The organism is Sphingomonas sp. ATCC 31555, assembly GCF_000282895.1.
Taxonomy (GTDB): domain Bacteria; phylum Pseudomonadota; class Alphaproteobacteria; order Sphingomonadales; family Sphingomonadaceae; genus Sphingomonas.
Genome location: NZ_ALBQ01000021.1, coordinates 193,952 through 219,582 on the forward strand (window position 1 = coordinate 193,952; position 25,631 = coordinate 219,582).

28 protein-coding genes are annotated in these 25,631 nt (G+C 66.1%); 15 read left to right on the forward strand and 13 right to left on the reverse strand.

The window, feature by feature from the left end; genetic code table 11:
• Positions 1-5: 5 nt before the first annotated feature.
• From aguB to rpiB, 8 genes are all read right to left on the reverse strand, one after another.
• Positions 6-854 (reverse strand): N-carbamoylputrescine amidase, encoded by an 849-nt coding sequence (gene aguB / locus B215_RS0111885; RefSeq protein WP_019369870.1) that lies wholly within the window; start codon positions 852-854, stop codon positions 6-8.
• Positions 855-862: 8 nt separating this feature from the next.
• Entirely contained in the window at positions 863-1,837 is a 975-nt protein-coding gene (locus B215_RS0111890; protein ID WP_019369871.1) for an agmatine deiminase family protein, read from the reverse strand.
• 186 nt (positions 1,838-2,023) lie between these two features.
• Positions 2,024-3,652, reverse strand: a complete 1,629-nt coding sequence (locus tag B215_RS0111895; RefSeq protein ID WP_019369872.1) for a M28 family metallopeptidase — start codon at positions 3,650-3,652, stop codon at positions 2,024-2,026.
• A 106-nt stretch (positions 3,653-3,758) separates the two neighbouring features.
• Positions 3,759-4,373, reverse strand: a complete 615-nt coding sequence (gene rpsD, locus B215_RS0111900) for a 30S ribosomal protein S4 (protein WP_019369873.1) — start codon at positions 4,371-4,373, stop codon at positions 3,759-3,761.
• 179 nt (positions 4,374-4,552) lie between these two features.
• A complete protein-coding gene (locus B215_RS0111905) occupies positions 4,553-5,275 on the reverse strand; it encodes an RNA methyltransferase (protein WP_019369874.1) in 723 nt (240 codons plus the stop codon).
• Positions 5,272-5,733, reverse strand: a complete 462-nt coding sequence (nrdR, locus tag B215_RS0111910) for a transcriptional regulator NrdR (protein ID WP_019369875.1) — start codon at positions 5,731-5,733, stop codon at positions 5,272-5,274. Before nrdR ends, B215_RS0111905 begins: the two co-directional genes overlap by 4 nt.
• On the reverse strand, positions 5,734-7,041 hold the full coding sequence (gene glyA, locus B215_RS0111915) for a serine hydroxymethyltransferase (RefSeq protein WP_019369876.1): 1,308 nt from the start codon (positions 7,039-7,041) through the stop codon (positions 5,734-5,736).
• Positions 7,038-7,490, reverse strand: a complete 453-nt coding sequence (gene rpiB, locus B215_RS0111920) for a ribose 5-phosphate isomerase B (protein ID WP_026009193.1) — start codon at positions 7,488-7,490, stop codon at positions 7,038-7,040. The genes glyA and rpiB overlap by 4 nt, the downstream gene beginning before the upstream one ends.
• Positions 7,491-7,543: 53 nt before the next feature.
• Between rpiB and B215_RS0111925 the strand changes: the two genes are divergently transcribed.
• A complete protein-coding gene (locus tag B215_RS0111925; protein WP_019369878.1) occupies positions 7,544-7,807 on the forward strand; it encodes a hypothetical protein in 264 nt (87 codons plus the stop codon).
• A gap of 7 nt (positions 7,808-7,814) precedes the next feature.
• On the opposite strand, the gene B215_RS20660 is transcribed toward B215_RS0111925, so the two are convergent.
• Positions 7,815-8,558 carry a LytTR family transcriptional regulator DNA-binding domain-containing protein gene (locus tag B215_RS20660; protein ID WP_192813037.1) on the reverse strand — a complete coding sequence of 248 codons (744 nt, stop codon included), beginning with the start codon at positions 8,556-8,558 and terminating at the stop codon, positions 7,815-7,817.
• A 207-nt stretch (positions 8,559-8,765) separates the two neighbouring features.
• On the opposite strand from B215_RS20660, the gene B215_RS0111935 reads away from it, so the two are divergent.
• The 4 genes from B215_RS0111935 (at position 8,766) to B215_RS0111950 (ending at position 11,962) form a co-directional block, all read left to right on the forward strand.
• The gene (locus tag B215_RS0111935) at positions 8,766-9,341 is read left to right on the forward strand and encodes a DUF1579 domain-containing protein (protein ID WP_152997754.1); all 576 of its coding nucleotides are present in this window, start codon (positions 8,766-8,768) and stop codon (positions 9,339-9,341) included.
• 107 nt (positions 9,342-9,448) lie between these two features.
• The gene (locus B215_RS0111940) at positions 9,449-10,693 is read left to right on the forward strand and encodes a DUF3419 family protein (protein ID WP_019369881.1); all 1,245 of its coding nucleotides are present in this window, start codon (positions 9,449-9,451) and stop codon (positions 10,691-10,693) included.
• On the forward strand, positions 10,690-11,355 hold the full coding sequence (locus B215_RS0111945; RefSeq protein ID WP_019369882.1) for a class I SAM-dependent methyltransferase: 666 nt from the start codon (positions 10,690-10,692) through the stop codon (positions 11,353-11,355). Before B215_RS0111940 ends, B215_RS0111945 begins: the two co-directional genes overlap by 4 nt.
• A gap of 43 nt (positions 11,356-11,398) precedes the next feature.
• Positions 11,399-11,962 carry a Uma2 family endonuclease gene (locus B215_RS0111950; protein ID WP_019369883.1) on the forward strand — a complete coding sequence of 188 codons (564 nt, stop codon included), beginning with the start codon at positions 11,399-11,401 and terminating at the stop codon, positions 11,960-11,962.
• Between the two features lie 6 nt (positions 11,963-11,968).
• Here the strand turns inward: B215_RS0111950 and hemA are convergent, their stop codons facing one another.
• Positions 11,969-13,213 (reverse strand): 5-aminolevulinate synthase, encoded by a 1,245-nt coding sequence (hemA, locus tag B215_RS0111955; protein WP_019369884.1) that lies wholly within the window; start codon positions 13,211-13,213, stop codon positions 11,969-11,971.
• Between the two features lie 312 nt (positions 13,214-13,525).
• Here hemA and B215_RS21365 point away from each other — a divergent pair, with 312 nt between their 5' ends.
• Positions 13,526-13,693, forward strand: coding sequence for a hypothetical protein (locus B215_RS21365; protein WP_019369885.1), 168 nt, complete (start codon positions 13,526-13,528; stop codon positions 13,691-13,693).
• 5 nt (positions 13,694-13,698) lie between these two features.
• Here B215_RS21365 and murI read toward each other — a convergent pair whose 3' ends face one another.
• Positions 13,699-14,496 (reverse strand): glutamate racemase, encoded by a 798-nt coding sequence (gene murI, locus B215_RS0111965; protein WP_019369886.1) that lies wholly within the window; start codon positions 14,494-14,496, stop codon positions 13,699-13,701.
• Positions 14,497-14,641: 145 nt separating this feature from the next.
• On the opposite strand from murI, the gene plsY reads away from it, so the two are divergent.
• From plsY to topA, 5 genes are all read left to right on the forward strand, one after another.
• Positions 14,642-15,247, forward strand: coding sequence for a glycerol-3-phosphate 1-O-acyltransferase PlsY (gene plsY, locus B215_RS0111970; protein WP_037513649.1), 606 nt, complete (start codon positions 14,642-14,644; stop codon positions 15,245-15,247).
• Positions 15,240-16,319 carry a DNA-processing protein DprA gene (gene dprA / locus B215_RS0111975; RefSeq protein WP_019369888.1) on the forward strand — a complete coding sequence of 360 codons (1,080 nt, stop codon included), beginning with the start codon at positions 15,240-15,242 and terminating at the stop codon, positions 16,317-16,319. The genes plsY and dprA overlap by 8 nt, the downstream gene beginning before the upstream one ends.
• Before the next feature lie 150 nt (positions 16,320-16,469).
• Positions 16,470-17,084, forward strand: a complete 615-nt coding sequence (locus B215_RS0111980; RefSeq protein ID WP_019369889.1) for an outer membrane protein — start codon at positions 16,470-16,472, stop codon at positions 17,082-17,084.
• A 130-nt stretch (positions 17,085-17,214) separates the two neighbouring features.
• Positions 17,215-18,114, forward strand: a complete 900-nt coding sequence (gene yghU, locus B215_RS0111985) for a glutathione-dependent disulfide-bond oxidoreductase (protein WP_019369890.1) — start codon at positions 17,215-17,217, stop codon at positions 18,112-18,114.
• A 93-nt stretch (positions 18,115-18,207) separates the two neighbouring features.
• Entirely contained in the window at positions 18,208-20,748 is a 2,541-nt protein-coding gene (gene topA, locus B215_RS0111990; RefSeq protein ID WP_019369891.1) for a type I DNA topoisomerase, read from the forward strand.
• 9 nt (positions 20,749-20,757) lie between these two features.
• On the opposite strand, the gene B215_RS0111995 is transcribed toward topA, so the two are convergent.
• On the reverse strand, positions 20,758-21,054 hold the full coding sequence (locus B215_RS0111995; protein WP_019369892.1) for a sel1 repeat family protein: 297 nt from the start codon (positions 21,052-21,054) through the stop codon (positions 20,758-20,760).
• Between the two features lie 85 nt (positions 21,055-21,139).
• The gene (gene panC / locus B215_RS0112000) at positions 21,140-21,973 is read right to left on the reverse strand and encodes a pantoate--beta-alanine ligase (protein WP_019369893.1); all 834 of its coding nucleotides are present in this window, start codon (positions 21,971-21,973) and stop codon (positions 21,140-21,142) included.
• Between the two features lie 71 nt (positions 21,974-22,044).
• On the opposite strand from panC, the gene B215_RS0112005 reads away from it, so the two are divergent.
• The 4 genes from B215_RS0112005 (at position 22,045) to B215_RS0112020 (ending at position 25,491) form a co-directional block, all read left to right on the forward strand.
• On the forward strand, positions 22,045-22,848 hold the full coding sequence (locus tag B215_RS0112005; protein ID WP_019369894.1) for a division plane positioning ATPase MipZ: 804 nt from the start codon (positions 22,045-22,047) through the stop codon (positions 22,846-22,848).
• Positions 22,848-23,111 (forward strand): J domain-containing protein, encoded by a 264-nt coding sequence (locus tag B215_RS0112010; RefSeq protein ID WP_019369895.1) that lies wholly within the window; start codon positions 22,848-22,850, stop codon positions 23,109-23,111. The genes B215_RS0112005 and B215_RS0112010 overlap by 1 nt, the downstream gene beginning before the upstream one ends.
• 138 nt (positions 23,112-23,249) lie before the next feature.
• Positions 23,250-24,638: a phosphoglucomutase/phosphomannomutase PgmG gene (pgmG, locus tag B215_RS0112015; protein WP_019369896.1), complete on the forward strand. Its 1,389-nt coding sequence runs from the start codon at positions 23,250-23,252 to the stop codon at positions 24,636-24,638.
• 88 nt (positions 24,639-24,726) lie between these two features.
• Positions 24,727-25,491 carry a 3'-5' exonuclease gene (locus tag B215_RS0112020; protein ID WP_019369897.1) on the forward strand — a complete coding sequence of 255 codons (765 nt, stop codon included), beginning with the start codon at positions 24,727-24,729 and terminating at the stop codon, positions 25,489-25,491.
• The last annotated feature ends 140 nt before the right edge of the window (positions 25,492-25,631 follow it).

Below are 25,631 nucleotides of genomic sequence, written 5' to 3' on the forward strand. Positions count from 1 at the left end.
CCGCTTCAGATGTCCTGCACCAGCCGGCCGTACAATTCCGGCCGGCGATCGCGGAAGAAGCCGAACGCGGCGCGGTGGCGCTTCACCCGATCGAGATCGAGCGTCGCGGTGATCACGCCTTCCTCGGTGCGATCCAGCTCGGCGAGGATGTCGCCGCGCTCGTCGGTGATGAAGCTGGTGCCGTAGAAGGTCTGGCCATGCTCGGTGCCGACGCGGTTGGCGGCGATCACCGGCACGACGTTGGAAACCGCATGGCCCACCATCGCACGACGCCACAGCCGCGCGGTGTCGAGGCTGTCGTCATGCGGCTCGCTGCCGATCGCGGTGGGGTAGAAGAGCAGCTCGGCGCCCATCAACATCATCGCGCGCGCGGTTTCCGGGTACCATTGGTCCCAGCACACCCCCACGCCCAGCTTGGCACCGGGGCCGTCCCACACCTTGAACCCCGTGTTGCCGGGGCGGAAATAGAACTTCTCCTCATAGCCGGGCCCATCGGGAATGTGGCTCTTGCGATAGACGCCCGAGACCTTGCCGTCCGGGCCGATCATCGCGAGGCTGTTATAATGGTGCGGCCCATCGGCCTCGAAGAAGCTGGTGGGGATGTGGATCGAAAGCTCGGCGGCGAGCGCCTGCATCGCCAGTACAGCCTTGTGCTCGGTCACCGGCTTGGCGTTGGCGAACAGGCCCTCGTCCTCGACCCGGCAGAAATACTCGCCCTCGAACAACTCGGGCGGCAGCACGACCTGTGCGCCGCGGCCGGCCGCCTCGCGGACCAGCTCGGTCACGCGGGCGATGTTCGCGTCGATATCGTTCGAGAAGGCGAGCTGCAGCGCGCCGACGGTGATCTCGGTCATCCGGGTCCTCAGAGCTTGGGGATCTGTTGGCTGATGCAGTGGAAGCTGCCGCCGCCGGTCAAGATATGATCTGCGCGCTGGCCTACAATGACACGGTCCGGGAAAATGCCCCGCAGCGTCTCGATCGCCGCCCCGTCGTTGGGCTGGCCGTAGAGCGGCACCACCACCGCGGCGTTGCCGATGTAGAAGTTCATGTAGCTGGCCGGGATCACCTCGCCATCCTCGTCGAGCACCGCGCCGGGGGAGGGCATCCGCACCACCTCGACGCCGAACGCCTCGGCGCGGGCGACCGCATCGGCGTAGATCGCCGCATTGGGATCGTCCTCGGCCGGGGTGGGGATCAGCAGCCGGTTGGGGCCGATAAAGCGGGCGAGATTGTCGACATGGCCGTCGGTATGGTCGTTGGCGAGGCCGTTGCCCAGCCACAGCACGCGGGTGTAGCCCAGGTCCGCCGCAAGCTTGGCTTCGATGGCCGCCCGGTCGAGGTCTGGGTTGCGGTTGGGGTTGAGCAGGCACTGCTCGGTGGTGACGCACAGGCCGGTGCCGTCGCCGTCGATCGCGCCGCCTTCGAGCACCCAGCCATGCTTGACGGCCGTAAGCTGCCGGCGGGCGGCGAGGCGGGCGCCGATCGTGTCGTCGCCTTCCAGGTCGTACTTGCCGCCCCAGCCGTTGAAGCCGAAATCCTGCGCGACATTGTCGCCGGTGACGATGCCGGCGGTGTCGCGCAGCCAGATGTCGCCGAACAGCTCGGTCACGACCTCGGCGGCATCGCCGGCCATGGCGCGGGCCGCCTCGGCGGCGGCCGCATCGGCGGCGACCAGGATAACGCGCTCGCCGCGGCCTTCGGCATGGACCGCGTGGGCAAAGGCGATCACTTCTTCGCGGGCGGGCTCCAGGTCTTCGACCCAGAGGTCAGCGTGGCTGGGAAAGCCGATCCAGACCGCATCGTGCGGCGCCCATTCGGGGGGAGGGGTACGAGTCATGGCGCGGCCTTTAGCCGCGTACGGTTACAGGGGAAAGGCCGACGGATGCCCGGCCGCTTCCCACAAGCCGTCATCCCGGCGAAAGCCGGGATCCATTCGCCTCTCGGTATCGGCAGGTGCCGTGACGGAAACCCCAATGGATCCCGGCTTTCGCCGGGATGACGACGGAAGGGGCGCTGGACCGTGTTACTGCCCCGCCCGCGCCTTGTCGCGGATGGCGCGGAATTCGGCGTCCTTGAACCAGTTGGGCCAGTTGCTGCCCTCGGCCAGTGCGCGGCCGAGGCCGTAATAGATCCGCAGGTCGGACAGCGCGCCGTCCCACTTCCAGTTCGGGTTATATTCGTCCTGGGGCTTGTGGTAGCGCTTGTCGGTATAATCTTCCGCAGCCTTGGCGCCGGCCGCCTTGCCGCCCACCACCAGATCGTCGCCGCTCTCGCCATACAGCATCGGCACGCCCAGCTTGGCGAAGCTGAAATGGTCGGATCGGTAATAGCCGCCCTTTTCCGGCGTGGGTTCGATGCCGATCACTCGGTCTTCTGCGGCGACCAGCGGCTTCACCAGTTCTTCCAGCTCGGACTTGCCGGCACCGATCAGCACGAAATCCTTCGCCTTGCCGACGATGTTGAGCCCGTCCATGTTCACGCCGCCGACCGTCTTGGCGAGCGGATACACCGGGTGCTCGGCATAATATTGCGAGCCGATCAGCCCCTGTTCCTCGGCGGTCACCGCCAGGAACACCATGCTGCGCTTGGCCGGGCCCGCCTTGGCATTGGCCTCGGCGAGCGCGACCAGCCCGGCGGTGCCGGTGGCGTTGTCGACCGCGCCGTTGCAGATATCGTCGCCGTCTACCGGCTTGCAGCGGCCGAGATGGTCCCAATGCGCCGAGAACAGCACCACTTCATCCGGCCGCTCGCTGCCAGGCAGGATGCCGACCACGTTCTTCGAGGCTTGGCGCTTGATGCCGACGCCGAAGCTGGCGGAAGCCTTCACACCCAGCGGCACCGCCTTGAAGCCTTTGCGCTTCGCCGCCTCGATCAGCGCGGCATAGTCCTTGCCGGCGCTGGCGAAGAGCGCCTTGGCCGCATCCTGCTGGATCCAGCCGATCAGCTGCGACTGGTCGGCATGGTCGCCGGGCGTGTCCTGCTCGAGCTTGGGGCCGCCCCAGCTGCTCTCGACCACCCCCCAGCCATAGGCGGCCGGCTCGGTATCGTGGATGATGATCGCGCCCGCCGCACCCTGGCGGGCGGCTTCCTCATACTTGTAGGTCCAGCGGCCATAATAGGTCATCGCCCGGCCGCCGAAGGGGCCGTCCAGCGTCATGGTCTGCCAGTCGGGATCGTTGATCAGGATGACGACGGTCTTCCCCTTCACGTCGAGCCCGGCATAGTCGTTCCACCCGCGCTCGGGCGCGTTGATGCCATAGCCGACGAACACGACCTCGCTGTCCTTCAGGTCGATCTTCGGGGTGACGCGATAGGTGGAGAACACCGCCTCGCTGCCATAGGCGAGCGACACCGGCGTCTTGCCGCCGGTAAAGGCGAGCTTGCTGGGGCTCTGCACGCTGAGTTCGACCAGCGGCACGTCCTGCACCCATTGCCCCTTGTTGCCGGGCTTGAGCCCCGCCTTCTGAAAGCGCTCGATCAGATAGGCGATGGTCTTTTCCTCGCCCGCGCTGGTCGGCTTGCGCCCCTCGAACGCGTCGGAGGAGAGCGTCTGCGTGACGGTCTTGAGCGTGTCGACCGAAATGGCGGGAGCGGTCTGCGCCTGGGCGGCGGTGGACGAAAGCAGGGCAAGGGCAAGCAACGAAAAGCGCATCGAATTCCTCCTGGTGCGCCCGTTTTGCGGTGTCGTGCCCGTCCACACAACGAAAAAGGGCGGCCCCGAAGGACCGCCCCATTTCTCGTTCCCGAAGGGAGCCGAATTAGCGCGAGTAGAACTCGACGACCAGGTTCGGTTCCATCTTCACCGGGTACGGCACTTCGTCGAGCGTCGGCACGCGGGTGAAGGTGACCTTCGCCGCGCCGTCCGGAGCGACATAGTCGGGGATGTCGCGCTCGGCGAGGCTCTGCGCTTCCATGACCAGCGCCATTTCCTGCGCCTTGCTGCTCAGGCTGATTTCCTGGCCCGGCTTGATGCGGCGCGAGCCGATGTTGCACTTCTCGCCGTCAACGCGGACATGGCCGTGGTTGACCAGCTGGCGGGCCGCGAAGATCGTCGGCGCGAACTTGGCGCGGTAAACGATCATGTCGAGGCGCTGCTCGAGCAGGCCGATCAGGTTCTGACCGGTGTCGCCCTTCATGCGCGACGCGTCTTCGTACGAGCGCTTGAACTGCTTCTCGGTGATGTCGCCGTAATAGCCCTTGAGCTTCTGCTTGGCGCGCAGCTGGATGCCGAAGTCCGACATCTTGCCCTTGCGGCGCTGGCCGTGCTGGCCCGGGCCGTATTCGCGCTTGTTCACCGGGGACTTCGGACGACCCCAGATGTTTTCGCCCATGCGGCGATCGAGCTTATGCTTGGCGCTGGAGCGCTTCGACATGTAAAATCCTTAGATCAATTGCGTTGACGTTGACCCGGACGGCACGCCGCCCTGATCGCGATCCCGGTTTCGCCTGTGCTTCTCTGATGGGAAAAGCGCAGGGCCACCGCTTCACCGGGGGTGCGGGGCCAATTGCGAAGCGGCGCGCGTAGCGGGACGCGCTGGACGAGTCAAGCTGCTCACTCCACCCGATGGCGCTTGCGACCCTCTAGTGCGGAAAGCACGCCGCGCAGTGTGCGCAGTTCCTGGCTCGACCAGCGCGGCTTGGTCAGCAGCGTGCGCAGCGTCCGCTTGGTCGAGGGCACCCGGTCGGGCGGGAAATAATAGCCCGAGTCCTCCAGCATCGCATCGAGCTGCCCGATCATCCCGTCCAGCTCCTCCTGCGGGGCGGGGGGATCGAGGTCGACCGCGGGCGGGCTTTCCAACCCGACATGCTTCGACCATTCATAGGCGACCAGGATCACCGCCTGGGCGAGATTCAGCGACCCGAACTCGGGGTTGATCGGCACGGTGATGATGGTGCGGGCGAGCGCTACATCGTCGGTCTCCAGCCCCGAGCGCTCGGGCCCGAACAGGATCGCGCTGCGCGTGGGCGCGCCGTGGATCTCGCGCGCGGCGACCTCGGGGGTCACCACCGGCTTGGTCACGCCGCGCTTGCGCACCGTGGTGGCATAGACATGGGTGCAATCGGCCACCGCATCGGCGACGCTCTCGAACACCTGCGCCTTTTCGAGCACGATATCCGCGCCGCTCGCCGCGGGACCTGCCGAGGGGTTGGGCCAGCCGTCACGCGGGGACACCAGCCGCATCTCGGTCAGCCCGAAGTTGAGCATGGCGCGCGCGGCCTTGCCGATATTCTCGCCCAGCTGCGGGCGGACGAGCACGATGACGGGGGAATTCAACTTTTGCCGACCTCGCTGACGTTACCGGCGAATTCCTCGAAATCCTTCGCCTCGCGGAAATCCTTATACACGCTGGCGAAGCGGATATAGGCTACCGAATCGAGGCCCTTGAGCGCCTCCATCACCAGCTCGCCGATGCGCTGGGAAGGGATTTCGCTCTCGCCCGTCGTTTCCAGCTGCCGCTGGATGCCGGAGACCAACCGCTCGATCTGGGCGGGCTGGATCGGGCGCTTGCGGCACGCTGTGGAGACCGAGCGCATCAGCTTGTCGCGCTCGAATGGCTCGCGCCGGTCTCCGCTCTTCACCACGGTAAGTTCGCGCAGCTGGATGCGCTCGAAGGTGGTGAAGCGCGCACCGCACGCCTCGCACTGCCGCCGCCTGCGGATGGCCGCCCCGTCGTCGGTGGGGCGGCTATCCTTTACCTGGCTGGCCTCATTGGAACAGAATGGGCAGCGCACTTAGCCGCCATAGATCGGGAAGCGTTCGCACAGCGCGCGGACGCGGGCCTTCACATCGGCCTCGACCGCGGCGTCGCCCGCCTCGCCCTTGTTCCGCAGGCCGTCGAGCACGTCGGCGACCATGTTGCCGATCTCGCGGAACTCGGCCGGGCCGAAACCGCGCGTGGTGCCCGCGGGCGAGCCGACGCGGATGCCGCTGGTCTTCATCGGCGGCAGCGGATCGTTGGGGATGCCGTTCTTGTTGCAGGTGATCGCCGCGCGCTCCAGCGCCTCGTCGGCGTCCTTGCCGGTGACGCCGAGCGGGGTGAGATCGACCAGCGCCAGATGCGTGTCGGTGCCGCCCGAGACGAGGTTCGCGCCGCGCTCCTTGAGCGTCGCCGCCAGCACCTTGGCGTTCTCGACCACCGCCGCGGCATAGCTCTTGAACTCGGGACGCAGCGCCTCGCCGAACGCGACCGCCTTGGCGGCGATCACGTGCATCAGCGGGCCGCCCTGCAGCCCCGGGAACACCGCCGAGTTGATCTTCTTCGCGATCGCCTCGTCATTGGTCAGGATCATGCCGCCACGGGGCCCACGCAGCGTCTTGTGCGTGGTGGTGGTGACGACATGGGCGTGGCCGAACGGGGTCGGGTGGACGCCGCCGGCGACCAGGCCGGCGAAGTGCGCCATGTCGACCATGAACATCGCGCCGACTTCGTCCGCAATCGCGCGGAAGCGGGCGAAGTCGATGTGGCGCGGATAGGCCGAGCCGCCCGTGATGATCAGCTTCGGCTTGTGCTCGCGGGCAAGCGCGGCGACCTGGTCATAGTCGATCAGGTGATCGTCGGGGCGGACGCCGTACTGGACCGCGTTGAACCACTTGCCGCTCATCGCTGCGCGGGCGCCGTGCGTCAGGTGGCCGCCGGCATCGAGGCTGAGGCCGAGGATGGTGTCGCCCGGCTTGGTCAGCGCGAGCATCACCGCGCCGTTCGCCTGCGCGCCCGAATGCGGCTGGACGTTGGCGAAGTCGCAGCCGAACAGCTGCTTGGCGCGATCGATCGCCAGCTGCTCGACCTCGTCGGACGGGTGGCAGCCCTGATAATAGCGCTTGCCGGGATAGCCCTCGGCGTATTTGTTGGTGAAGACCGAGCCCTGCGCCTCGAGCACCGCCTTGGAGACGATGTTCTCGCTGGCGATCAGCTCGATCTGATACTGCTCGCGCGCCATCTCGTGCTCGACGCCGGCGAATACCGCCGGATCAACCTCGGAAAGCGTCTTGGTAAAGAAGCCATCCGGCTGAAGGCCTGCCGTAACGGGGTTGGTGCTCATGCGGGGCTCCTTTCGGGGTTGCTCAGCTTTTCGACGCGACGCTGGTGGCGATCGCCGAGGAAAGCCGTTTCGAGAAAACTGGTAATGCAGGCCTTGGCCATCTCGATGCCGATCAGCCGCGCGCCGAGCGCGATGACATTGGCATCGTTGTGCTGCCGCGCAAGGCTGGCGGACAACGGCTCGGAGACGAGAGCGCAGCGGGCGGCCGGGTTGCGGTTGACCGCGATCGAAATGCCGATGCCCGATCCGCACAGCGCCACGCCGAACGTCGCGTCGCCACTCTCGATCGCCTTGCCCAGGCGATAGCCGTAGTCGGGATAGTCGACGCTATCCGGACCATTGGTGCCCAGATCGAGCACGTCATGTCCGGCTTCACGCAACCATTCGGCGACTTCTGCCTTCATTACGTAGGCGGCGTGATCCGATGCGAGGGCGATGCGATGTGGCATGGCGCGCTCCCTACGCGCGTGCGCGCCCGCTGGCTAGACACCCAGGAGACCATATGCTCAAGACGTTATCCATTCTGCTGCCCGCGCTCGCCCTCGGCCTCGCAGCCTGTTCGCCCAACACCGAGGACCGCGTGGACAATTCGCTCGATCGCGCCGGCGATTCGCTCGCCAATGCGGCCGATCGCTTTGGCGACAAGATCGAAAAGGGGATCGATCGTGCGGGCAACTCGATGCGCCGGGGCGCTGATCAGGCAAGCGATGGATTAGCAAACGGAGTCGATCAGGTGGAACGGGCAAGCGATAATGCGACCGATTGAGGAAGGGCTAGTCCGATATGGCCAGCCAGCCGCGTCGCCGCACCTCCGGCAAATAGGTTACGCTGACCGGCACCTGGCTTCCATCGCATAGCAGCAAGCGCCAGCGCCGCCCTTTTCGCTCGGCGCCCGCAACCGCCCCAGCCGCCACCCACATGCCGCGATGCACTCTGGTGCCGTCCAGCATGGCAATTTCCTGAAGCGCATCGCCGAATTTGTAATGGACGAGGGCGCTGCTCTTCCGGGAGTAGACACGACAATAGTGGTCCTGCGCCTGAACGGCGAGGAGTGCCTCCGGGGCGACGCGTGCGCGGGCGAGGAGGCCGGCCGCGATATCGGCGCCCGGCGCACGAGCAATGGCGGCGGCAGGGGCAACGCCGCCGGCGCCGGCACTTCGTGCAACGGCTTTGTCTTGCGAGTTTCGTGCGGCAGGTGTTTGCAGCACGCGCGCCGTTACAAAGCATGTTGCCAGCGCAATCAGTCCGATCACCGCCGCCTGGGCCCACACAACGCCCGGAACCGCCGCTATGGTGATGCCCACCACTGCAGCACTCCAGCGGATTTCAGCCGGGAGCGGGAGGTTTAGTAGGATTACGCCAACACTGGCGACTCGCAGCCAATCCCGCGGCTTTCGAACGAAGAGCGCGAAAAGCATCTGCCATTTGAGCGCGTTCCACCCCATGAGAAGCAGCCAGAAGCTGATGCGCTTGGGTAGCGGCAGTGTGCTGGTGCCGAAACCTCCGGTCACGATCATCAGCCCGGCAGCGCATGTGCAGGCGATCCATAGGAGCGGGAAGCCCGGCAGCGACGTCCCTGTCCATTTCACGAAGCTTGCTGCGCACTTCGCGAAATCGCGCTTGTCGCGGGGCCCTGCACGTCGAAGCAAACGGGAAAGGGGCGCTGCCATCTCGCTAGATTGTCACCGCCCGCGACCCGGAACAACCAGAGAGGTTCAACACCGATGCGCCCTTCTTTTTCTTTTGCTTTTGCCTTGTTCGGATCGCTGATGCTTGCACCTACCGCATGGGGGCAGGCTGCCGACTCCGCCGCGATCGCTGCGCAGCAGGCGGCAGTAAAAAAGCTTGATTGGATGCGCGGCCTCTGGCGCGGAAAGGCGGAGACGTTGACGCCGGACGGTCCTATCGAGATGACGCAGACCGAGCGGATCGGGACCATCCTTGATGGCACCTTGCTCGTGATCGAAGGCAAGGCCTACGGCACTGACGGCAGCGTGCCGTTCCACGCCTTTGGAGTAGTATCTTACAATCAAGCATCAGGGAAATACGTGCTGGCGAGCCATGCGCAGGGCCGCTCCGGTTCCTTTCCCTTATCGCTGACGGATACTGGCTTTACGTGGGAAGTGCCTGCAGGACCGAACGCGTTGGCGCGTTACACCGCTACGTTCGCTGGCGGAGTCTACGTCGAAGTTGGCGACTATGTGACTGAGGGGCAGCCCCCGCGTCGCTTTTTCACGATGACGCTCAAGCGGGTCGGCGATACTGACTGGCCTGCCGCGGGAGGACTGTCGAAGGATTGATTTCCCGGAGGCGCTGTCACAAGGCTGCAAAGCTTTTGTCACAGGGGAGTGGCGCCGGTGCGGTGAACCGCCAGCCGCCGGCGCTGGGCCTCCGGGAGTCATCACGAATGCCATCTATCGCCAAGGCACCGAAGAATGGTGCGGTTCGGGGTGCGGTGCACCGCCACGAGCATCTCTCGAAGGAAGGCATCCTCGAACGCGCCTTCACTTTCGCGTTTCGCGGCCTGGTCTATGCGCAGATCTGGGAAGATCCTGTGATCGACATGGAAGCCCTGCAGATCACGCCGGACAGCCACATCGTCACGATCGCATCCGGCGGGTGCAACGTCTTCTCCTACCTGACGGCGAACCCGGCGAAGATCACGGCAGTGGACCTGAACCCCGCGCACATCGCGCTCAACAAGCTCAAGCAGCAGGCGGCGCTGCGGCTGCCGGACTATGAATCGTTCCATCGCTTCTTCGGCCTCGCGAACCGGCCAGAGAATATCGATGCCTACAAGACGTATTTGCGTGGGAGCCTCGACGATACCTCGCGCGCCTATTGGGAAGGCCGCGCGCCCAACGGCGTACGTCGGATCAACGGCTTCAAGACCGGCTTTTATCGCCAAGGGCTGCTCGGCCGGCTGATCGGCTTCGTCCACTGGCTGGCGCATCGCTACGGCATCGATCCCAAGGAAATCCTCGCGGCGAAGACCGTCGAGGAGCAGCGTCATATCTTCGAGACGCGCTTCGCGCCGTTCTTCGACAAGAAGCTGCTGCGCTGGATGGTCGACCAGCCCGCGGCGCTGTTCGGCTTCGGTATCCCGCCGGCGCAGTACGATCTGCTCAAGGTGGACGACCAGGAAGGCATCACCGGCGCGCTGCGCAGCCGCCTGCGCAAGCTCGCCTGCGATTTCGACCTCAAGGACAATTTCTACGCCTGGCAGGCGTTTGGCCGCGGCTATGGCGAGCATGAGGGCGCGCCGCTGCCGCCCTATCTCGAGCGCAAGAATTACGAGCTGGTCCGCGAGCGCGCCGACCGCGTCGAGATCCGCCACACCAACTATGCCGATTATCTCGAGTCGATGCCGGCGCAGTCGCTCGATCGCTACATCCTGCTCGACGCGCAGGACTGGATGACCGACGAGCAGCTGACCCGCATCTGGACCGAGATCACCCGCACCGCCAAGCCCGGCGCGCGCGTGCTGTATCGCACGGCGGCGGTGCCGGACGTCGTGCGCGGCCATATCCCCGACGCGCTGATGAACCAGTGGGAATATGAGGACCAGGCCAAGCTCGACGACTGGACCCGCCGCGATCGCTCGTCGGTCTACGGCGCGACCCATGTCTGGACGCTGAAGCCGCACGCATGAGCGGGCACGCCGGGGCGGCCGATCAGAAGGGGCTGATGGATGCGACCTATGCGCTCCATCGCCACTTCTACGATCTTACGCGCAAATTCTATCTGCTTGGCCGCGACCGGCTGATCCGCGAGCTGGCGCCGCCGCCGGGCGGCACGGTGCTAGAGGTCGGCTGCGGCACCGCGCGCAACCTGATCGTCGCCGCCAAGCGCTGGCCCAACGCGCGCTTCCACGGCTTCGATATCAGCGAAGCGATGCTGGATACCGCGCGCAAATCGGTGGCCAAGCACGGGCTCTCGGACAAGATCACGCTGGCGCAGGGCGATGCCGGTGCGTTCGATGTGGGCGCGCTGTTCGGGCTTGGCCAAGTCGACCGCGTGTTCATGAGCTATACGCTGTCGATGATCCCGCCCTGGAAGGAAGCGATCGCGCTGGGTGCCAGGGCACTCGCGCCGGGCGGCAGCCTGCACATCGTCGATTTCGGCCAGTACGAACGGCTGCCGGGCTTCGCCAAGCGCTTCCACTTCAAGGAGCTCAACGCCTTCCACGTCTATCCCCGCGCCGATCTGCGCGCGGTGGTGGAAGGCATCGCCGCCGAGCAGGGGCTGACGGCATCGTTCCGCTCCTCGCTGCGCGGCTATACCTGGAGCGCGGGGCTCACGCGACCGGCCTGAGCGCTATCGCCTCGGAAGTGCCTCCCGTGCTACAGTGCGCGGCATGAACCAGCAGGTCCGCCTCGCATCCAAAAGGGAGTGGGCGTCGCCGTTCACGGCGGACGATTTCCTGCACATGCTCGAACTGGGGGCGTTCGAGGGCATGCGAGCCGAACTGGTCCGGGGGGGAATCGAAAAGATGATGCCGGCCGACTGGTCGCATGGCGAACTCAATGCGCGCCTGGTCGGATTGCTCTTCCCGTTGGTACGGGCGGCTGGGGCAAAAGTAGGTACCGACGTCGTCATCCATATCGACGCGCATACGGTACGCGGGTTCGACATTGCGATCTTGAGACCCGGCGCGGTGCCGCAAAAGGCATTGCGAGGGGAGGACGTGCTGTTCGCCATCGAAGTCGCGGAGACGACGCAGAAGCGCGACCTCGGCGAGAAGCGCGACGACTATGGAAGGGCGGGTATTCCGGCCTACTGGGTGGTCGACATTGTCGCCCAGGTCACGCACTGCTTCGGGTTGGACGCAAGCGGCAGCGCCTATGGCGAGGCCATGATCGTGCCGTTCGGCGAACCGATGGACGTGCCCGGCCTCGGCGGCCGAATCACCCTCGACTGACGGCGCTTACGCCGCCAGACGCAGTTCCAGCCGTCCCCAAATCTCGACCAGCGCATCCACCAGCTCGCGCATCATCGCCTCGTCGTGCGAGGGGCCCGGCGTGAAGCGCAGGCGCTCGGTGCCGCGCGGCACGGTGGGGTAGTTGATCGGCTGGACGTACACGCCGTATTCGGCGAGCAACACGTCGCTGATCTTCTTGGCCTTCACCGGATCGCCCACCATCAGCGGCACGATGTGCGTCGTGGAGGGCAGCACCGGTAGCCCGGCGTCATTCATCAGCTGCTTGAGCATCGCGGCGGCGGCCTGCTGGCCTTCGCGCTCGACGCTGGAGCTCTTCAGGTGCCGCACGCTCGCCAGCGCGCCGGCAACCAGCACCGGCGACAGCGAGGTGGTGAAGATGAAGCCGGGCGCATAGCTGCGGATCACGTCGATGATCACCTGATCGGCCGCGATATAGCCGCCCATCACGCCGAACGCCTTGCCCAGCGTGCCTTCGATGATCGTCAGCCGATCGGCGAGCCCCTCGCGGTCCGAGATGCCGCCGCCGCGTGGGCCGTACATGCCGACGGCATGGACCTCGTCGAGATAGGTCAGCGCGTTGTACTTGTCCGCCAGGTCGCAGATCTCGGCGATCGGCGCGATGTCGGCGTCCATCGAATAGACGCTCTCGAAAGCGATCAGCTTCGGCACCGAGGGATCGTCGGCGGCGAGCAGTTCCTCGAGATGCGCGACGTCGTTGTGGCGCCATACCCGCTTCTCGCAGCCCGAATTGCGGATACCCGCGATCATCGAGGCGTGGTTGAGCTCGTCCGAATAGATGATGCAGCCCGGCATCACCTTTGCCAGCGTCGACAGCGTCGCCTCGTTCGAGACATAGCCCGAGGTGAACAGCAGCGCGTTTTCCTTGCCGTGCAGATCGGCCAGCTCGCGCTCGAGATCGATGTGGTAGTGCGTGTTGCCGCCGATGTTGCGGGTGCCGCCGGAGCCGGCGCCGACATCGTGCAGCGCTTCTTCCATCGCGGCGATCACCTTGGGGTGCTGCCCCATCGCCAGATAATCGTTCGAGCACCACACCGTGATCGGCTTCGGCCCGTTATGCCCGGCGAAGCAGCGCGCATTCGGGAACATGCCCTTGTTGCGCAGGATGTCGATGAAGACCCGGTAGCGCCCCTCCGCATGGAGGCGATCGATGGCCTGGGTGAAGACCCGCGTATAATCAATGGCGGGTGCGGGGGCGTCTTGGCGCTGCATGGTTCTCTCCTCTACGCCCTCTTTTTCCGCAATTCCAGCACGTGAACCCCCGTAGTGTCTACCCGCGCGAAAACCGCTGCTATTGCGTTGGGGCATGCGCGTTCATGTCCGGAAATATGCGGCGGACGCAATGAATTTCCAGCTTCCGCGCGGCTGAAAAGCTCGCTCAGTCTGATCGAGTTTAAGCGCATTTGGCGCGATCTTGCAGATGCGCTGTGGTATAGATGCGGTGTCGCGCGCGACTCCGGGTGCGATGTGGCAGCTCGACAACATGGCTGCCGTGCCTGCGGTTCTGGACAAGGGGCGCCGACGATGACGAGCGATGCCGAGTATTTCGCGATCCGTGCTCGGAAAGAACGCGATCTTGCCGCGCGGTCCGGCCATGGCCCCGTTCGTCGCGTCCATGAAGAACTCGCCGAACGCTATTCGGCCATGGCCCGTTCGCCGGGGAACGTCACCGCGGGCGATCGCCTGGCCTAAGGCGCTTACAGCGTTTCGATTCGACTTAGGCCATAGTCGGCGAGTCGGCGTGCTAGCCGCTGGTCGCCAGCATCGCGCGACGTGAATACCGCAAGGCCGGGAAAGGACTGGTCCGGCCAGGACTGCCCTTCGGTAAGATACGCCACACGCCGCGCGATGCCGGGACCGCCATCGATGAAGGTCATGCCCGCCGGCGCCCCGGCCCGCATCTCGGCTTCGAGAAGCGGAAAGTGCGTGCACGCGTTGACGATCACGTCGATGCGTTCGCCGCCGGGCTGGCGAAACAGGCCCTCCAGCTCGCGAGCGACCGCATCGGGCGCGATCGTCTCCCCTGCCAGCTTGGCCTCTGCCAGTTCGACCAGCGCGGCCGATCCATGGCGCAGCACGGTGCAATCGGCCGCGAAGCGAGCCGCAAGATCGTCGACATATGGTTGCCGCACCGTCGCTGCGGTGCCCAGCACGCCGATGGCGCGTGTGCGACTGATCGCTGCCGCCGGCTTTATCGCCGGCACGGTGCCGACGATCGGCAGGTCCAGCGCAGCGCGGACGTGCTGAAGCGCGATGGTAGAGGCGGTGTTGCACGCGATGACGATCAGGCGCGGATCATAGCGTTCGGCCAGCCGGCCGAGCAGCGCCGGCACGCGGGCGGCAATCTCCGTCTCGCTTTTGGTGCCATAAGGGAATCCGGCCGAGTCTGCCACATAGACCAGCGGGGCCATTGGCAGCAGCGCGGCGGTTGGTGCCAGCACGGATAGGCCGCCCACGCCGGAGTCGAAGAACAGGATGGGACGGCGATCGGGCATGGCAAACGCCATGGCCGAGGCCGCGCACCCCCGTCAACGCTGGGCAGGCGCGCGATGTGGGGCTCGGCCATATCTGCACGCTGATGCAGATCATTGCATCTGCCATGGGGAAACGGCTACTCCCGGGCTGCTGAAGGGGGAAGACTTGCCTACCGAAATTCCATGGCTGGCTCCGGTCGGGGCATTGTTGCTCGGTTATCTGCTCGGATCGATCCCGTTCGGCGTGCTGCTGACCCGGGCGGCCGGCGCCGGCGACCTGCGCACGATCGGGTCGGGCAATATCGGCGCTACCAACGTGCTGCGCACCGGCCGCAAGGGGCTGGCGGCGGCGACGTTGCTGCTCGATCTCGGCAAGGGTGCGGCGGCGGTGCTGCTGGTCGATGCGCTGTTGCCGGGCATGTCCGCGCTGGCTGCCGCGGCCGTCTTCCTCGGCCATTGCTACCCGGTCTGGCTCAAGTTTCGCGGCGGAAAGGGCGTTGCGACGCTGATGGGGCTGGTGCTGGCGCTCTACTGGCCGTCCGGCCTGGTTTATGCCGCGGTATGGCTGGGGCTGCTGGCCGTGGTCCGCATCTCCTCCGTTGCCGGCATGTCGGCGGCGATCAGTGCGCCGGTCAGCACCGCCTTTTTCGGGCGGATCGATTTGGTGCTGCTGTTGCTGGCGCTGGCGCTGATCGTATTGTGGAAGCACCGCGACAATATCGATCGGCTGCTCAGCGGCTCAGAACCCCGGGTCGGCAGCAAGCGTGGCTGATCGGCGGGAGCCGCGGCTGCGGCTGTTGCGCTCCGCCAATGTCGGCCCCGTCACCTATGTTCAACTGATTGCCCGGTTCGGCTCGGCCGAAGCGGCGCTGGAAGCGCTGCCGATGCTCGCCGCGCGCGGCGGGGGCAGGGCGCCGGCGATCGCGGATCCGGCCGACGTGCGGCGCGAGATCGCTGCCGTCGAGCGCCTGGGCGCACGCTATCTGTTCCTCGATGATCCCGAGTATCCGGCCCTGCTCGGCGCGCTGGACAATGCGCCCCCGGCGCTGATCGTCCGCGGCGACACGGGGCTGCTGGAGCGGCCCTGCGTCGCCATGGTGGGCGCGCGGAACGCCTCCGCCGCCGCGTGCCGATTTGCGCGCCAGCTGGCGATCGGGCTGGTGGAGCGCGGTGCCACGGTCGTTTCCGGCCTGGCGCGCGGGATCGACACGGCGGCGCATCAGGGTGCGCTTGCCGGCGGTACGGTCGGCGTGATTGCCAGCGGCATCGATATCGTGTTCCCGCCCGAAAATGCCGAACTGCAGGCACGAGTCGCCGAACAGGCGCTGCTCGTCACCGAACAGCCCCCGGGCACCCAGCCGCTGGCGCGCTTCTTTCCCGCGCGCAACCGCATCATCGCCGGGCTGTCGCTGGGCACTGTGGTGGTCGAAGCGGCGCCGCGCTCGGGCAGCCTGATCACCGCCCGCATCGCGGTCGACGCCGGTCGCGAGGTGATGGCTGTGCCGGGATCACCGCTCGATCCTCGCGCGCAGGGCTGCAACCTGCTGATCCGCGAGGGGGCGACCCTCGTCCAGTCGGCCGACGATATCTGGGAGGCGATCCGGCCGATCGATCCACGCGCGGTGCGCGCGCCGCTGGATCGCTATTGCGGCCCCGCGCCCGAAGATGCCGGCGACGCCGATCGCACGCGCATCGCAGCGCTGCTCGGCCCCGTGCCGGTGTCCGTCGACGAACTGATCCGCCAGGCCGGCTGCGTGCCCGCCGTGGTGCAGACCGTGCTGCTGGAACTGGAGCTTGCCGGGCGGTTGGATCGGCATGCCGGCGGCAGAGTTTCGCTGCGCTGATCGTCCCAAGCGGCGCAACCCTGCGAAACCTGCGGGTTGTTGCAGAAATGCAACGCAGTTCCGGCTTTCTTCGACGAGGTTTGGAAACCTTTCGCAGCTGGCGGGTTTGGGCGGTGGCAAAGCCCCTCCAATCTCAAGGGATGTACACGTATGCGTTCAGTGTTTCTCGTCGCAGCAGCGGCGCTCAGCCTCTCCGCCACCGCCGCCCAGGCTCAGGAGACCAGCTCGACCAACGGCACCAGCTTCCGCGGCATCCGCATCGAAGCCAATGCCGGCGGTGATCGGTTCCAGTCTCAGGGCAACAACAACAACAAGTTCGGCTACGGTGGCACGATCGGCTTCGACGGCCAGCTCGGCGATCGCATCGTGATCGGTGCGGAAGGCAGCTACTGGCGCGCCAACAACTGGAACGAAAACTGCTCAGCTGGCGTTCAGGGCGGCTCGGTTTGCCACAAGTCGTTTGAAGAATATGGCGCGGCCGTTCGTGCAGGTGTACTTGCAACGCCGCAGATCCTGATCTTCGCTAAGGGTGGGTACGTCGTCAACGAACAGCGTAAGCGATTTGATGCGCCTGCGGGTCAAACCTCGTTTTACGATAGCTTCAACACCGCCGGTTATCAGGTCGGCGGCGGCGTCGAATATTCGCTGACTGGCGAGGAAAGCCGCATGCCGGTCTACGCCAACGTCCAGTATGTGTATTCGCAGTACAACGATCACACCGCCCGCCAGCGCGTGATGGCCGGCGTCGGGCTGCGCTTCAAGTAAGCGTAGCGCAGCCGAACAAAGGGCCGGGCGCGGCAATCGCTGCGCCCGGCCCTTTGGCGTGCGCGGGACTGGCAAGTCGCCTCATACGTCCTACATGCCGCCGGCAACGCTTCCCCGAGGAGACACCCGCATGGCCGACGCCCCCGATCCCGCGAACAACCTTCCCGCCGGCTATGTCCCGCCCCAGGTGTGGGAATGGGCGCCGGGCAATGGCGGCCAATTCGCCAACATCAACCGGCCGGTCTCGGGCGCAACGCACGACAAGGAATTGCCGGTTGGGCGCCACCCGATCCAGCTCTACTCGCTCGGCACCCCGAACGGGCAGAAGGTGACGATCCTGCTCGAGGAACTGCTCGCCGCCGGCTATGCGGGCGCCGAATATGACGCGTGGCTGATCAACATCGGCCAGGGCGATCAGTTCGGCAGCGGCTTCGTGGCGATCAACCCGAATTCGAAGATCCCGGCGATGGTCGATCATTCGCTCAGCCCGGCGCTGCCGATTTTCGAGAGCGGCGCGATGATGATCCACCTCGCGGAGAAGTTCGGCGTCTTCCTGCCCACCGACACCGCCCAGCGCGCGCAGACGCTCAGCTGGCTGATGTGGCAAATGGGCTCGGCGCCGTTCCTGGGCGGCGGCTTCGGCCATTTCTTCGCCTATGCGCCGATCAAGATCCAGTATGCGATCGATCGCTATGCGATGGAGGCCAAGCGCCAGCTCCACGTACTCGACACCCATCTGGCGACCAATCGCTACATGGTGGGAGAGGACTATACGATCGCCGATATGGCGATCTTCCCTTGGTACGGCGCGGTGGTGCGCGGCGAAACCTATGTCGGGGCGGACGTGTTCCTGAACGCGCAGGAATATCCGAACCTGCTGCGCTGGGCGTCCGAGATTGCCGGGCGCGAGCCCGTACAGCGCGGCCGCTTGGTCAATCGCGGCACCGGCCCCGAGGACCAGCGCGTCCCCGAACGCCATGACGCCAAGGACATCGACGTGGTGCTGGAGCGGATGCGGGCCAGCGCCTGAACCGGAAGACGCCCGGTATCGGCTGTGCTTGACGCGGCGCCGTACCGGTCGTCATCCTCGCACGCGTACACGTAGGGATCGATCGAACACTTCATGCAGCTTGTCATCGTCGAATCGCCCGCCAAGGCGAAAACCATCGAGAAGTATCTCGGCAAGGACTATCGCGTCCTCGCCAGCTATGGCCATGTCCGCGATCTGCCGGCCCGCGACGGATCGGTGAATCCCGACGAATCGTTTGCGATGGAGTGGGAAACCTATGCTGACAAGTCGAAGCAGCTGAAGGCGATCGCCGACGAGGCGAAGAAGGCGGACCGCCTGATCCTCGCGACCGACCCTGATCGCGAAGGCGAGGCGATCAGCTGGCATGTCCGCGAGGTGCTCAAGAACAAGAAGGCGCTCCCCAAGGAGGTCGAGCGCGTCACCTTCAACGCGATTACCAAGCCCGCGATCCTCGAGGCGATGCAGCGCCCGCGCGAGCTGGATACCGACCTGATCGACGCGTACCGCGCCCGCCGCGCGCTCGACTATCTCGTCGGCTTCACGCTTTCGCCGGTGCTGTGGCGCAAGCTGCCCGGCGCCAAGTCGGCGGGCCGCGTCCAGTCGGTCGCGCTGCGACTGATCGTGGGGCGCGAGCGCGAGATCGAAAGCTTCGTCGCGCAGGAATATTGGTCGGTCATCGCCGAGATGGAATCGGACGGCACGCCGTTCCAGGCGCGTCTCGTCAAGTGGAAGGGCGAGAAGCTCGACCGCCTGTCGATCGGCGACCAGGGCAGCGCCGAGGCCGCGAAGAAGGCGGTCGAGGAAGGGCGCTTCACAGTGGTCTCGGTCGAGACCAAGCCGGCGATGCGCAACCCGCCGCCGCCCTTCACCACCTCGACGCTGCAGCAGGAAGCCGCGCGCAAGCTCGGCTTCTCGGCCAGCCACACGATGCGGATCGCGCAGGCGCTCTACGAGGACGGCGCGATCACCTATATGCGTACCGACGGCGTCCAGATGGACCCCTCGGCCATCCAGGCGGCGCGCAAGGCAGTCGCCGATCGCTATGACGGCAGCTACGTGCCGGACAAGCCGCGCCAGTACCAGACCAAGGCGAAGAACGCCCAGGAAGCCCACGAAGCGATCCGCCCGACGGACTTCAGCAAGGACCGCGCCGGATCGGGCGACCATGCCAAGCTGTACGACCTGATCTGGAAGCGCGCGCTCGCGAGCCAGATGGCCTCGGCGCGCATGGAGCGCACCACCGTCGATCTGGCGGACGGCACCGGCCAGCACGGGCTGCGCGCCACCGGCCAGGTGGTGCTCTTCCCCGGCTATCTCGCGCTTTACGAAGAGGGCAAGGACGACGAGGGCGACGAGGACAGCCGCCGCCTGCCGCGCATGTCCGAAGGCGCGTCGCCCGCGAAGAAGGCGGTCAACGCCGAGCAGCATTTCACCCAGCCGCCGCCGCGCTTCTCCGAAGCCTCGCTGGTCAAGCGGCTCGAGGAGCTCGGGATCGGCCGGCCGTCGACCTATGCCTCGATCATCCAGGTGCTCAAGGACCGCGCCTATGTGCGCGTCGAGAAGAACCGCTTCTTCGCCGAGGAGAGCGGCCGCCTGCTGACCGCGTTCCTCGAACGCTTCTTCGAGAAATACGTCTCGTTCGACTTCACCGCCGATCTGGAGGAAGAGCTGGACGACGTCTCCGGCGGCCGTGCGGCGTGGCAGGCGGTGCTGGAGGCCTTCTGGCGCGACTTCAAGCCGCGCACCACCGAGGTGATGGAGCAGAAGCCCTCCGACATCACCGCGGCGCTCGACCAGTTCCTCGAGCCCTATCTGTTCCCCGCCAAGGCGGACGGCAGCGACCCGCGGCTCTGCCCGAATTGCGGCGTCGGCAAGCTGGCGCTGCGCGGCGGCCGGTTCGGCGCGTTCGTCGCCTGCTCCAACTATCCCGAGTGCAAGTACACCCGCCGCTTCGGCCAGCCGGGCGGCGAGGGCTCTGAGGACACCGGGCCGGAAGTGCTGGGCCAGGACCCCGAGACGGGGCTCAATGTCGAGCGCAAGTCGGGGCGGTTCGGGCCGTATATCCAGCTCGGCGAGGGCAAGGATGCGGCGCGCGCCTCGATCCCGAAGGACATCGATCTCGACCTCGACTGGGCGCTCAAGCTGCTCAAGCTGCCGCGCACCATCGGCAACCACCCGGAGACGGGCAATCCGATCACCGCCTCGATCGGCCGCTATGGGCCGTATCTGGCGCATGACGGGAAATATGCCCGGCTCCAGTCGACCGCCGAGGTGTTCGAGACCGGCATGAACGCGGCGGTGGTCAAGCTCGCCGAGGCGGCGGCGGGCGGCGGCAGGCCTGCGCGCGGGGCGGCACGCGAGCCGCTCAAGGTGTTCGGCAAGCATCCGCGTACCGATGCCGAGATCAAGCTGATGGAAGGCCGCTATGGCCCCTATCTCACCGATGGCGAGACCAACGCGACGCTGCCCAAGACGATCGACAAGGATGCGCTGACGCTGGAGGAGGCCGCCCAGCTGATTGATGCCAAGGCAGCGGCGGGCCCAGCAAAGGGCAAGAAGAAGCCGGCCAAGAAGGGGCCGGTCAAGAAGGCCGCGGCGAAAAAGGCACCGGCGAAGAAGAAGGCGGCCGGCTGAGGATAGGGCTCAGGCTGCGCGGCTCTCCAGGCCGCGCAGCCAGGCGCGTGCTGCCTTTTGCGCGGTGATGATTTCGCGCGCGGTCATGTCCTCCGCGATCTCGGCGCGGCAGGCCTGGGCGGCGGTGCTGCCGGTCATCGCCGCGATGTTGAACCATTTGTGTGCCTCGACCAGGTCGATCGTCACGCCTTCGGCTCCGCTGGAATAAACGACGCCCAGGTCGAAACACGCATCGGCACTGCCGCGGGCGGCATCGTTCAAGCGGCTCTCTATCAGAAAGCGCGCAGTCTTGTGGCTGTTGGCCATCTGGCAAATCCCTGTTCAACGCTTCGTTGCACAAGGTTTGCGTCCGAACGGACAACAAAAGGTTAAACGGCTTAACCGTATTAATTCATAGGACGGGGATGTTGTCGATCAGCCGGGTGCCGCCGATACGTGCAGCAGCAAGCAGACGCATCGGTTTTCCTTCCAGCGGCGCGCCCAGCGACTCGGCGTCGGCGAGCGTGACATAGTCGACCTCGAACCCGGCTGCCGTCAGCGTGTCGCGTGCCTGCGCCAGCGCTGCTTCCGGATCGCCGCCCTCGGCAATGGCCTTGGCAGCGGCGCCGAGCGCGCGGGGCAAGGCCACGGCGCGCGCGCGATCTTCAGGCATCAGATAGGCGTTGCGCGAGGAGAGGGCGAGGCCGTCATCCTCGCGCTGGGTGGGCACGCCCAGGATTTCGATGCCCATGTCCAGGTCCGCCACCAGCCGGCGAATCACCTGCAGCTGCTGCCAGTCCTTCTCGCCGAACAGCGCCACGTCGGGCCGCACTTGGTGGAACAGCTTGGTGACGACGGTAGCGACTCCGTCGAAATGGCCCGGCCGATGGGCACCGTCGAGAAGGTCGCTGATACCCGACACCCGCACGCTGGTCGCAAAGCCTTCCGGGTACATCGCTTCGGCGCTCGGCATCCACAGCAGGTCGACCCCGGCGTTGGTGAGCATCCGCGAATCGGCCTGCTCGCGACGCGGATACTTCGCCAGGTCCTCGTTCGGTCCGAACTGGATCGGATTGACGAAGATCGAGACGATCACGCGGGTGCCGGCACGCTTGGCGGCTTCCACCAGCGCCATATGCCCGTCATGCAGCGCGCCCATGGTGGGAACGAAGGCCAGCCGGGCGCCTTCGCTGCGGAAGGCGTCCAGCGCCTTGCGAAGATCGTCGATCTGGCGAACGGTTTGCACGCTTTGGCACTTTCGATATGGATGGAAGCGCGGCCTTCTATGGGGGGGAGGCGGCGCGATCAAGTGAAGGAATGCCTGCTTTGAATCAGCCAGCCAAACGCCTGCACGTGCTGGTATTTGCCAACGAGAAGGGCGGAACCGGCAAATCCACCACCGCCGTCCATGCGGCGATCGCGCTGGCATCCAAGGGCGCGCGCGTCGCCTGTTTCGATTTGGATCATCGCCAGCGCACGATGGGTCGATATCTCGACAATCGGCGGACGACGATTCGCCGCACCGGTCGCGAACTGCCCATGCCGGTCTACGAAACCCATGACGGCGAGAGCATGGACTATTTCACCGAAACGCTCGATCGCCTGGGGGAGGGCGCCGACTTCCTGGTGATCGACACGCCGGGCCGCGACGACAAGTTCGCCCGCATCTCGGTCACCAATGCCGATACGCTCGTCACGCCGATGAACGACAGCTTCGTCGATTTCGACCTGATCGGCCAGGTCGATCCGGATACCTTCCGCGTCACCCGTCCCAGCTTCTATTCGGAAATGATCTGGGAATCGCGCAAGCGCCGCGCCAAGGCCGATGGCGAGACGATCGACTGGGTCGTCCTGCGCAACCGCATGCAGCACATCGAGGCGCGCAACATGCGGCGCGTGTCGGAGGCGATCGATCAGCTTTCCAAGCGCGTCGGCTTTCGCGTGATTTCAGGGCTCTCGGAGCGCGTGATCTATCGCGAGCTGTTTCCGCAGGGGCTCACGATGCTCGATTCGCGCGAATTCGGCGAAATGGGCCTCAGCCACGTCGCGGCGCGGCAGGAACTGCGCGAGATGATGGCGGGCCTCGCCCTGCCGGACGTCGCCGCGCCGCTGTTCGCCTGATGGTCAAGGTCGTCCTTGCCGCCTTGCTGCTCTACCTTGCGTGGCGCTGGCTGCAGCCCAAGAAAAAGACGCTGGCCGCGCCGATGCCGCGGCTGGGCGAGGGCGAGGCGCGGGCGATCCTCGGCATCGACGCGGCGGCCGGGCCGGACGAGATTCGCGCCGCGCACCGCCGGCTGGTTGCGGCAGTGCATCCGGATCGCGGCGGCTCGACCGAACTGACGCGCCGGATCAATCTTGCCCGCGATACGTTGCTGCGCAACTGATCTGCGTCCCGAAACCGTAACAGTTTGCTCGCAACGATGGTGCGGTGCAAAATAGGGACGATCCGGCACCTGTCGCGGCTTGCAACTTTCCTAGCAGTCGATGATTAGGCGCGCATCTTTTCTTTCGGGAGGGCATGAATGACGCATCGTTTCGACCCCACGTCGCTGCGTGAATATGATATCCGTGGCATTGTCGGAAAGACGCTGGGTCCGGACGACGCCCGCGCGATCGGCCGCGGCTTCGCCACGCTGCTGCGCCGCGCCGGCGGGCGCCGGGTGGCAGTGGGCCGTGATGGCCGCATCTCCTCGCCGATGCTGGAAGAAGCGCTGATCGAAGGCCTCACCAAGTCGGGCTGCGACGTGGTGCGCACCGGCATGGGCCCCACGCCGATGCTATATTATGCCGAGGCAACGCTGGAGGTGGATGGCGGCATCCAGATTACCGGCAGCCACAATCCCGGCAACTATAACGGCTTCAAGATGGTGTTCCAGCACCGCTCGTTCTTCGGCCAGGATATCCAGACGCTGGGCAAGATGGCGGCGGAGGGCGATTGGGACGAAGGCGACGGCACCGAAACCGTCACGGATGCCGACATCGAGGACCTGTATGTCGGCCGCCTGATCGCCGGCTATGCGGGTGGTTCGTTCAAGATCGGCTGGGACGCCGGCAACGGCGCCGCCGGCCCGGTGATCGAAAAGCTCGTCAAGCTGTTGCCGGGTGAGCACCACACGCTGTTCACCGATGTGGACGGTAACTTCCCCAATCATCATCCCGATCCTACCGAGGAAAAGAACCTCGCCGATCTGAAGAAGCTCGTCGCCGAGAAGAATCTCGATTTCGGACTTGCGTTCGACGGCGACGGCGATCGCCTGGGCGCGATCGACGGCCAGGGCCGGGTGGTCTGGGGCGACCAGCTCCTCTCCATCCTCGCCGAGCCGGTGCTGCGGGTCGATCCCGGCGCCACGATCATCGCCGACGTGAAGGCCAGCCAGGCGCTGTATGACCGGATTGCGGAACTGGGCGGCAAGCCGGTGATGTGGAAGACCGGTCACAGCCTGATCAAGACCAAGATGAAGGAAACCGGCGCCCCGCTCGCGGGCGAGATGAGCGGCCACATCTTCTTCGCGCAGGACTATTACGGCTTCGACGACGCGCAGTACGCCGCCGTTCGGCTGATCCAGGCCGTGCATGTGATCGGCAAGTCGCTCACCCAGCTGAAGAACGAGATGCCGGCGATGGTCAACACGCCGGAGATGCGCTTCCAGGTCGATGAGAGCCGCAAGTTCCCGGTGATCGACGAAGTGCTCGATCGGTTGGAAGCGGACGGCGCAGAGGTGGATCGCACCGATGGCGCGCGCGTCAACACCCCCGATGGCTGGTGGCTGCTCCGCGCGTCCAACACCCAGGACGTGCTGGTCGCCCGCGCCGAAGCGAAGAGCGAGGAAGGTCTGGAACGCCTGATGGCGCAGATCGACGACCAGCTCGGCAAGAGCGGCATCGTCCGCGGCGAACAGGCCGCCCACTGATCGCGCGGCCGCCCGCTTCCGTCGTTCGGGAGCGGGCGGCTGGCGCTTTCGGCTGGCATTTCGGGCCGAAACCCCCCACATCGCGGGCATGGCATCGCCACCCCCCTCGATCATTCGCGTCATCGATCTGGAAACGACCGGCGACAAGCCGCCCACCCATGCGGTGTGCGAAATCGGCTGGCAGGACGTCGCGCTCGGGCCCGATGGCCGGTGGGAGCTGCAGGGTGAAGGCGGCAGTCGCCTGGTCAATCCCGGGCGCGGCATTCCCCCGCTCACCATGGCGATCCATCACATCCGCGATGAGGATGTGGCGGAAGCGCCCTATTGGCACGACGTCGCCCGGCCGATCCTCGATCCCTGGCCGCGCCGCGTAGCACTTGCCGCGCATCGCGCCACCTTCGAGGAACAGTTCTGCACGCCCGCGCTCACCCGCGGCGCCGACTGGATCTGCACCTGGAAATGCGCGCTGCGGCTCTGGCCGGATTGTCCCGGCTTCTCCAACCAGATGCTGCGTTACTGGCGCCGGCCTGAGGGGCTGGAGCATGAACGCGGCCTGCCCGCGCACCGCGCCTTTCCCGACGCCTATGTCACCGCATTCCACCTGCGCGACATGCTCAACGAAGCGAGCGTGGCGCAGCTGATCGAATGGTCCAGTCAGCCGGGGCTGCTGCCGCGCGTCCGCTACGGCCCCGATCGCGGCAAGGAATGGAACGAGATCTCGGAGGATTCGCTGGAAGGCTTCCTCACCGATCGCGACGAGGATGTACGCTTCACCGCCGAGACCGAGCTGGCCCGCCGCCGCGGCGGTGCCCCGGTGGGGCGCGGGAGCTCGACCCAGCGGCTGCTGTTTTAAGCCATCCAGATCCTCTCCGGAACGGGGGGGGCCATGCGCAGGCGGGGGTGGAGGGGGATCTCCGCGGGTCAGTCCGATGTCGAGGCACTCACCACCGCCTTCGGCGACGGTCCCCGTCCGAGTGCCGGGAGGATCGGGAA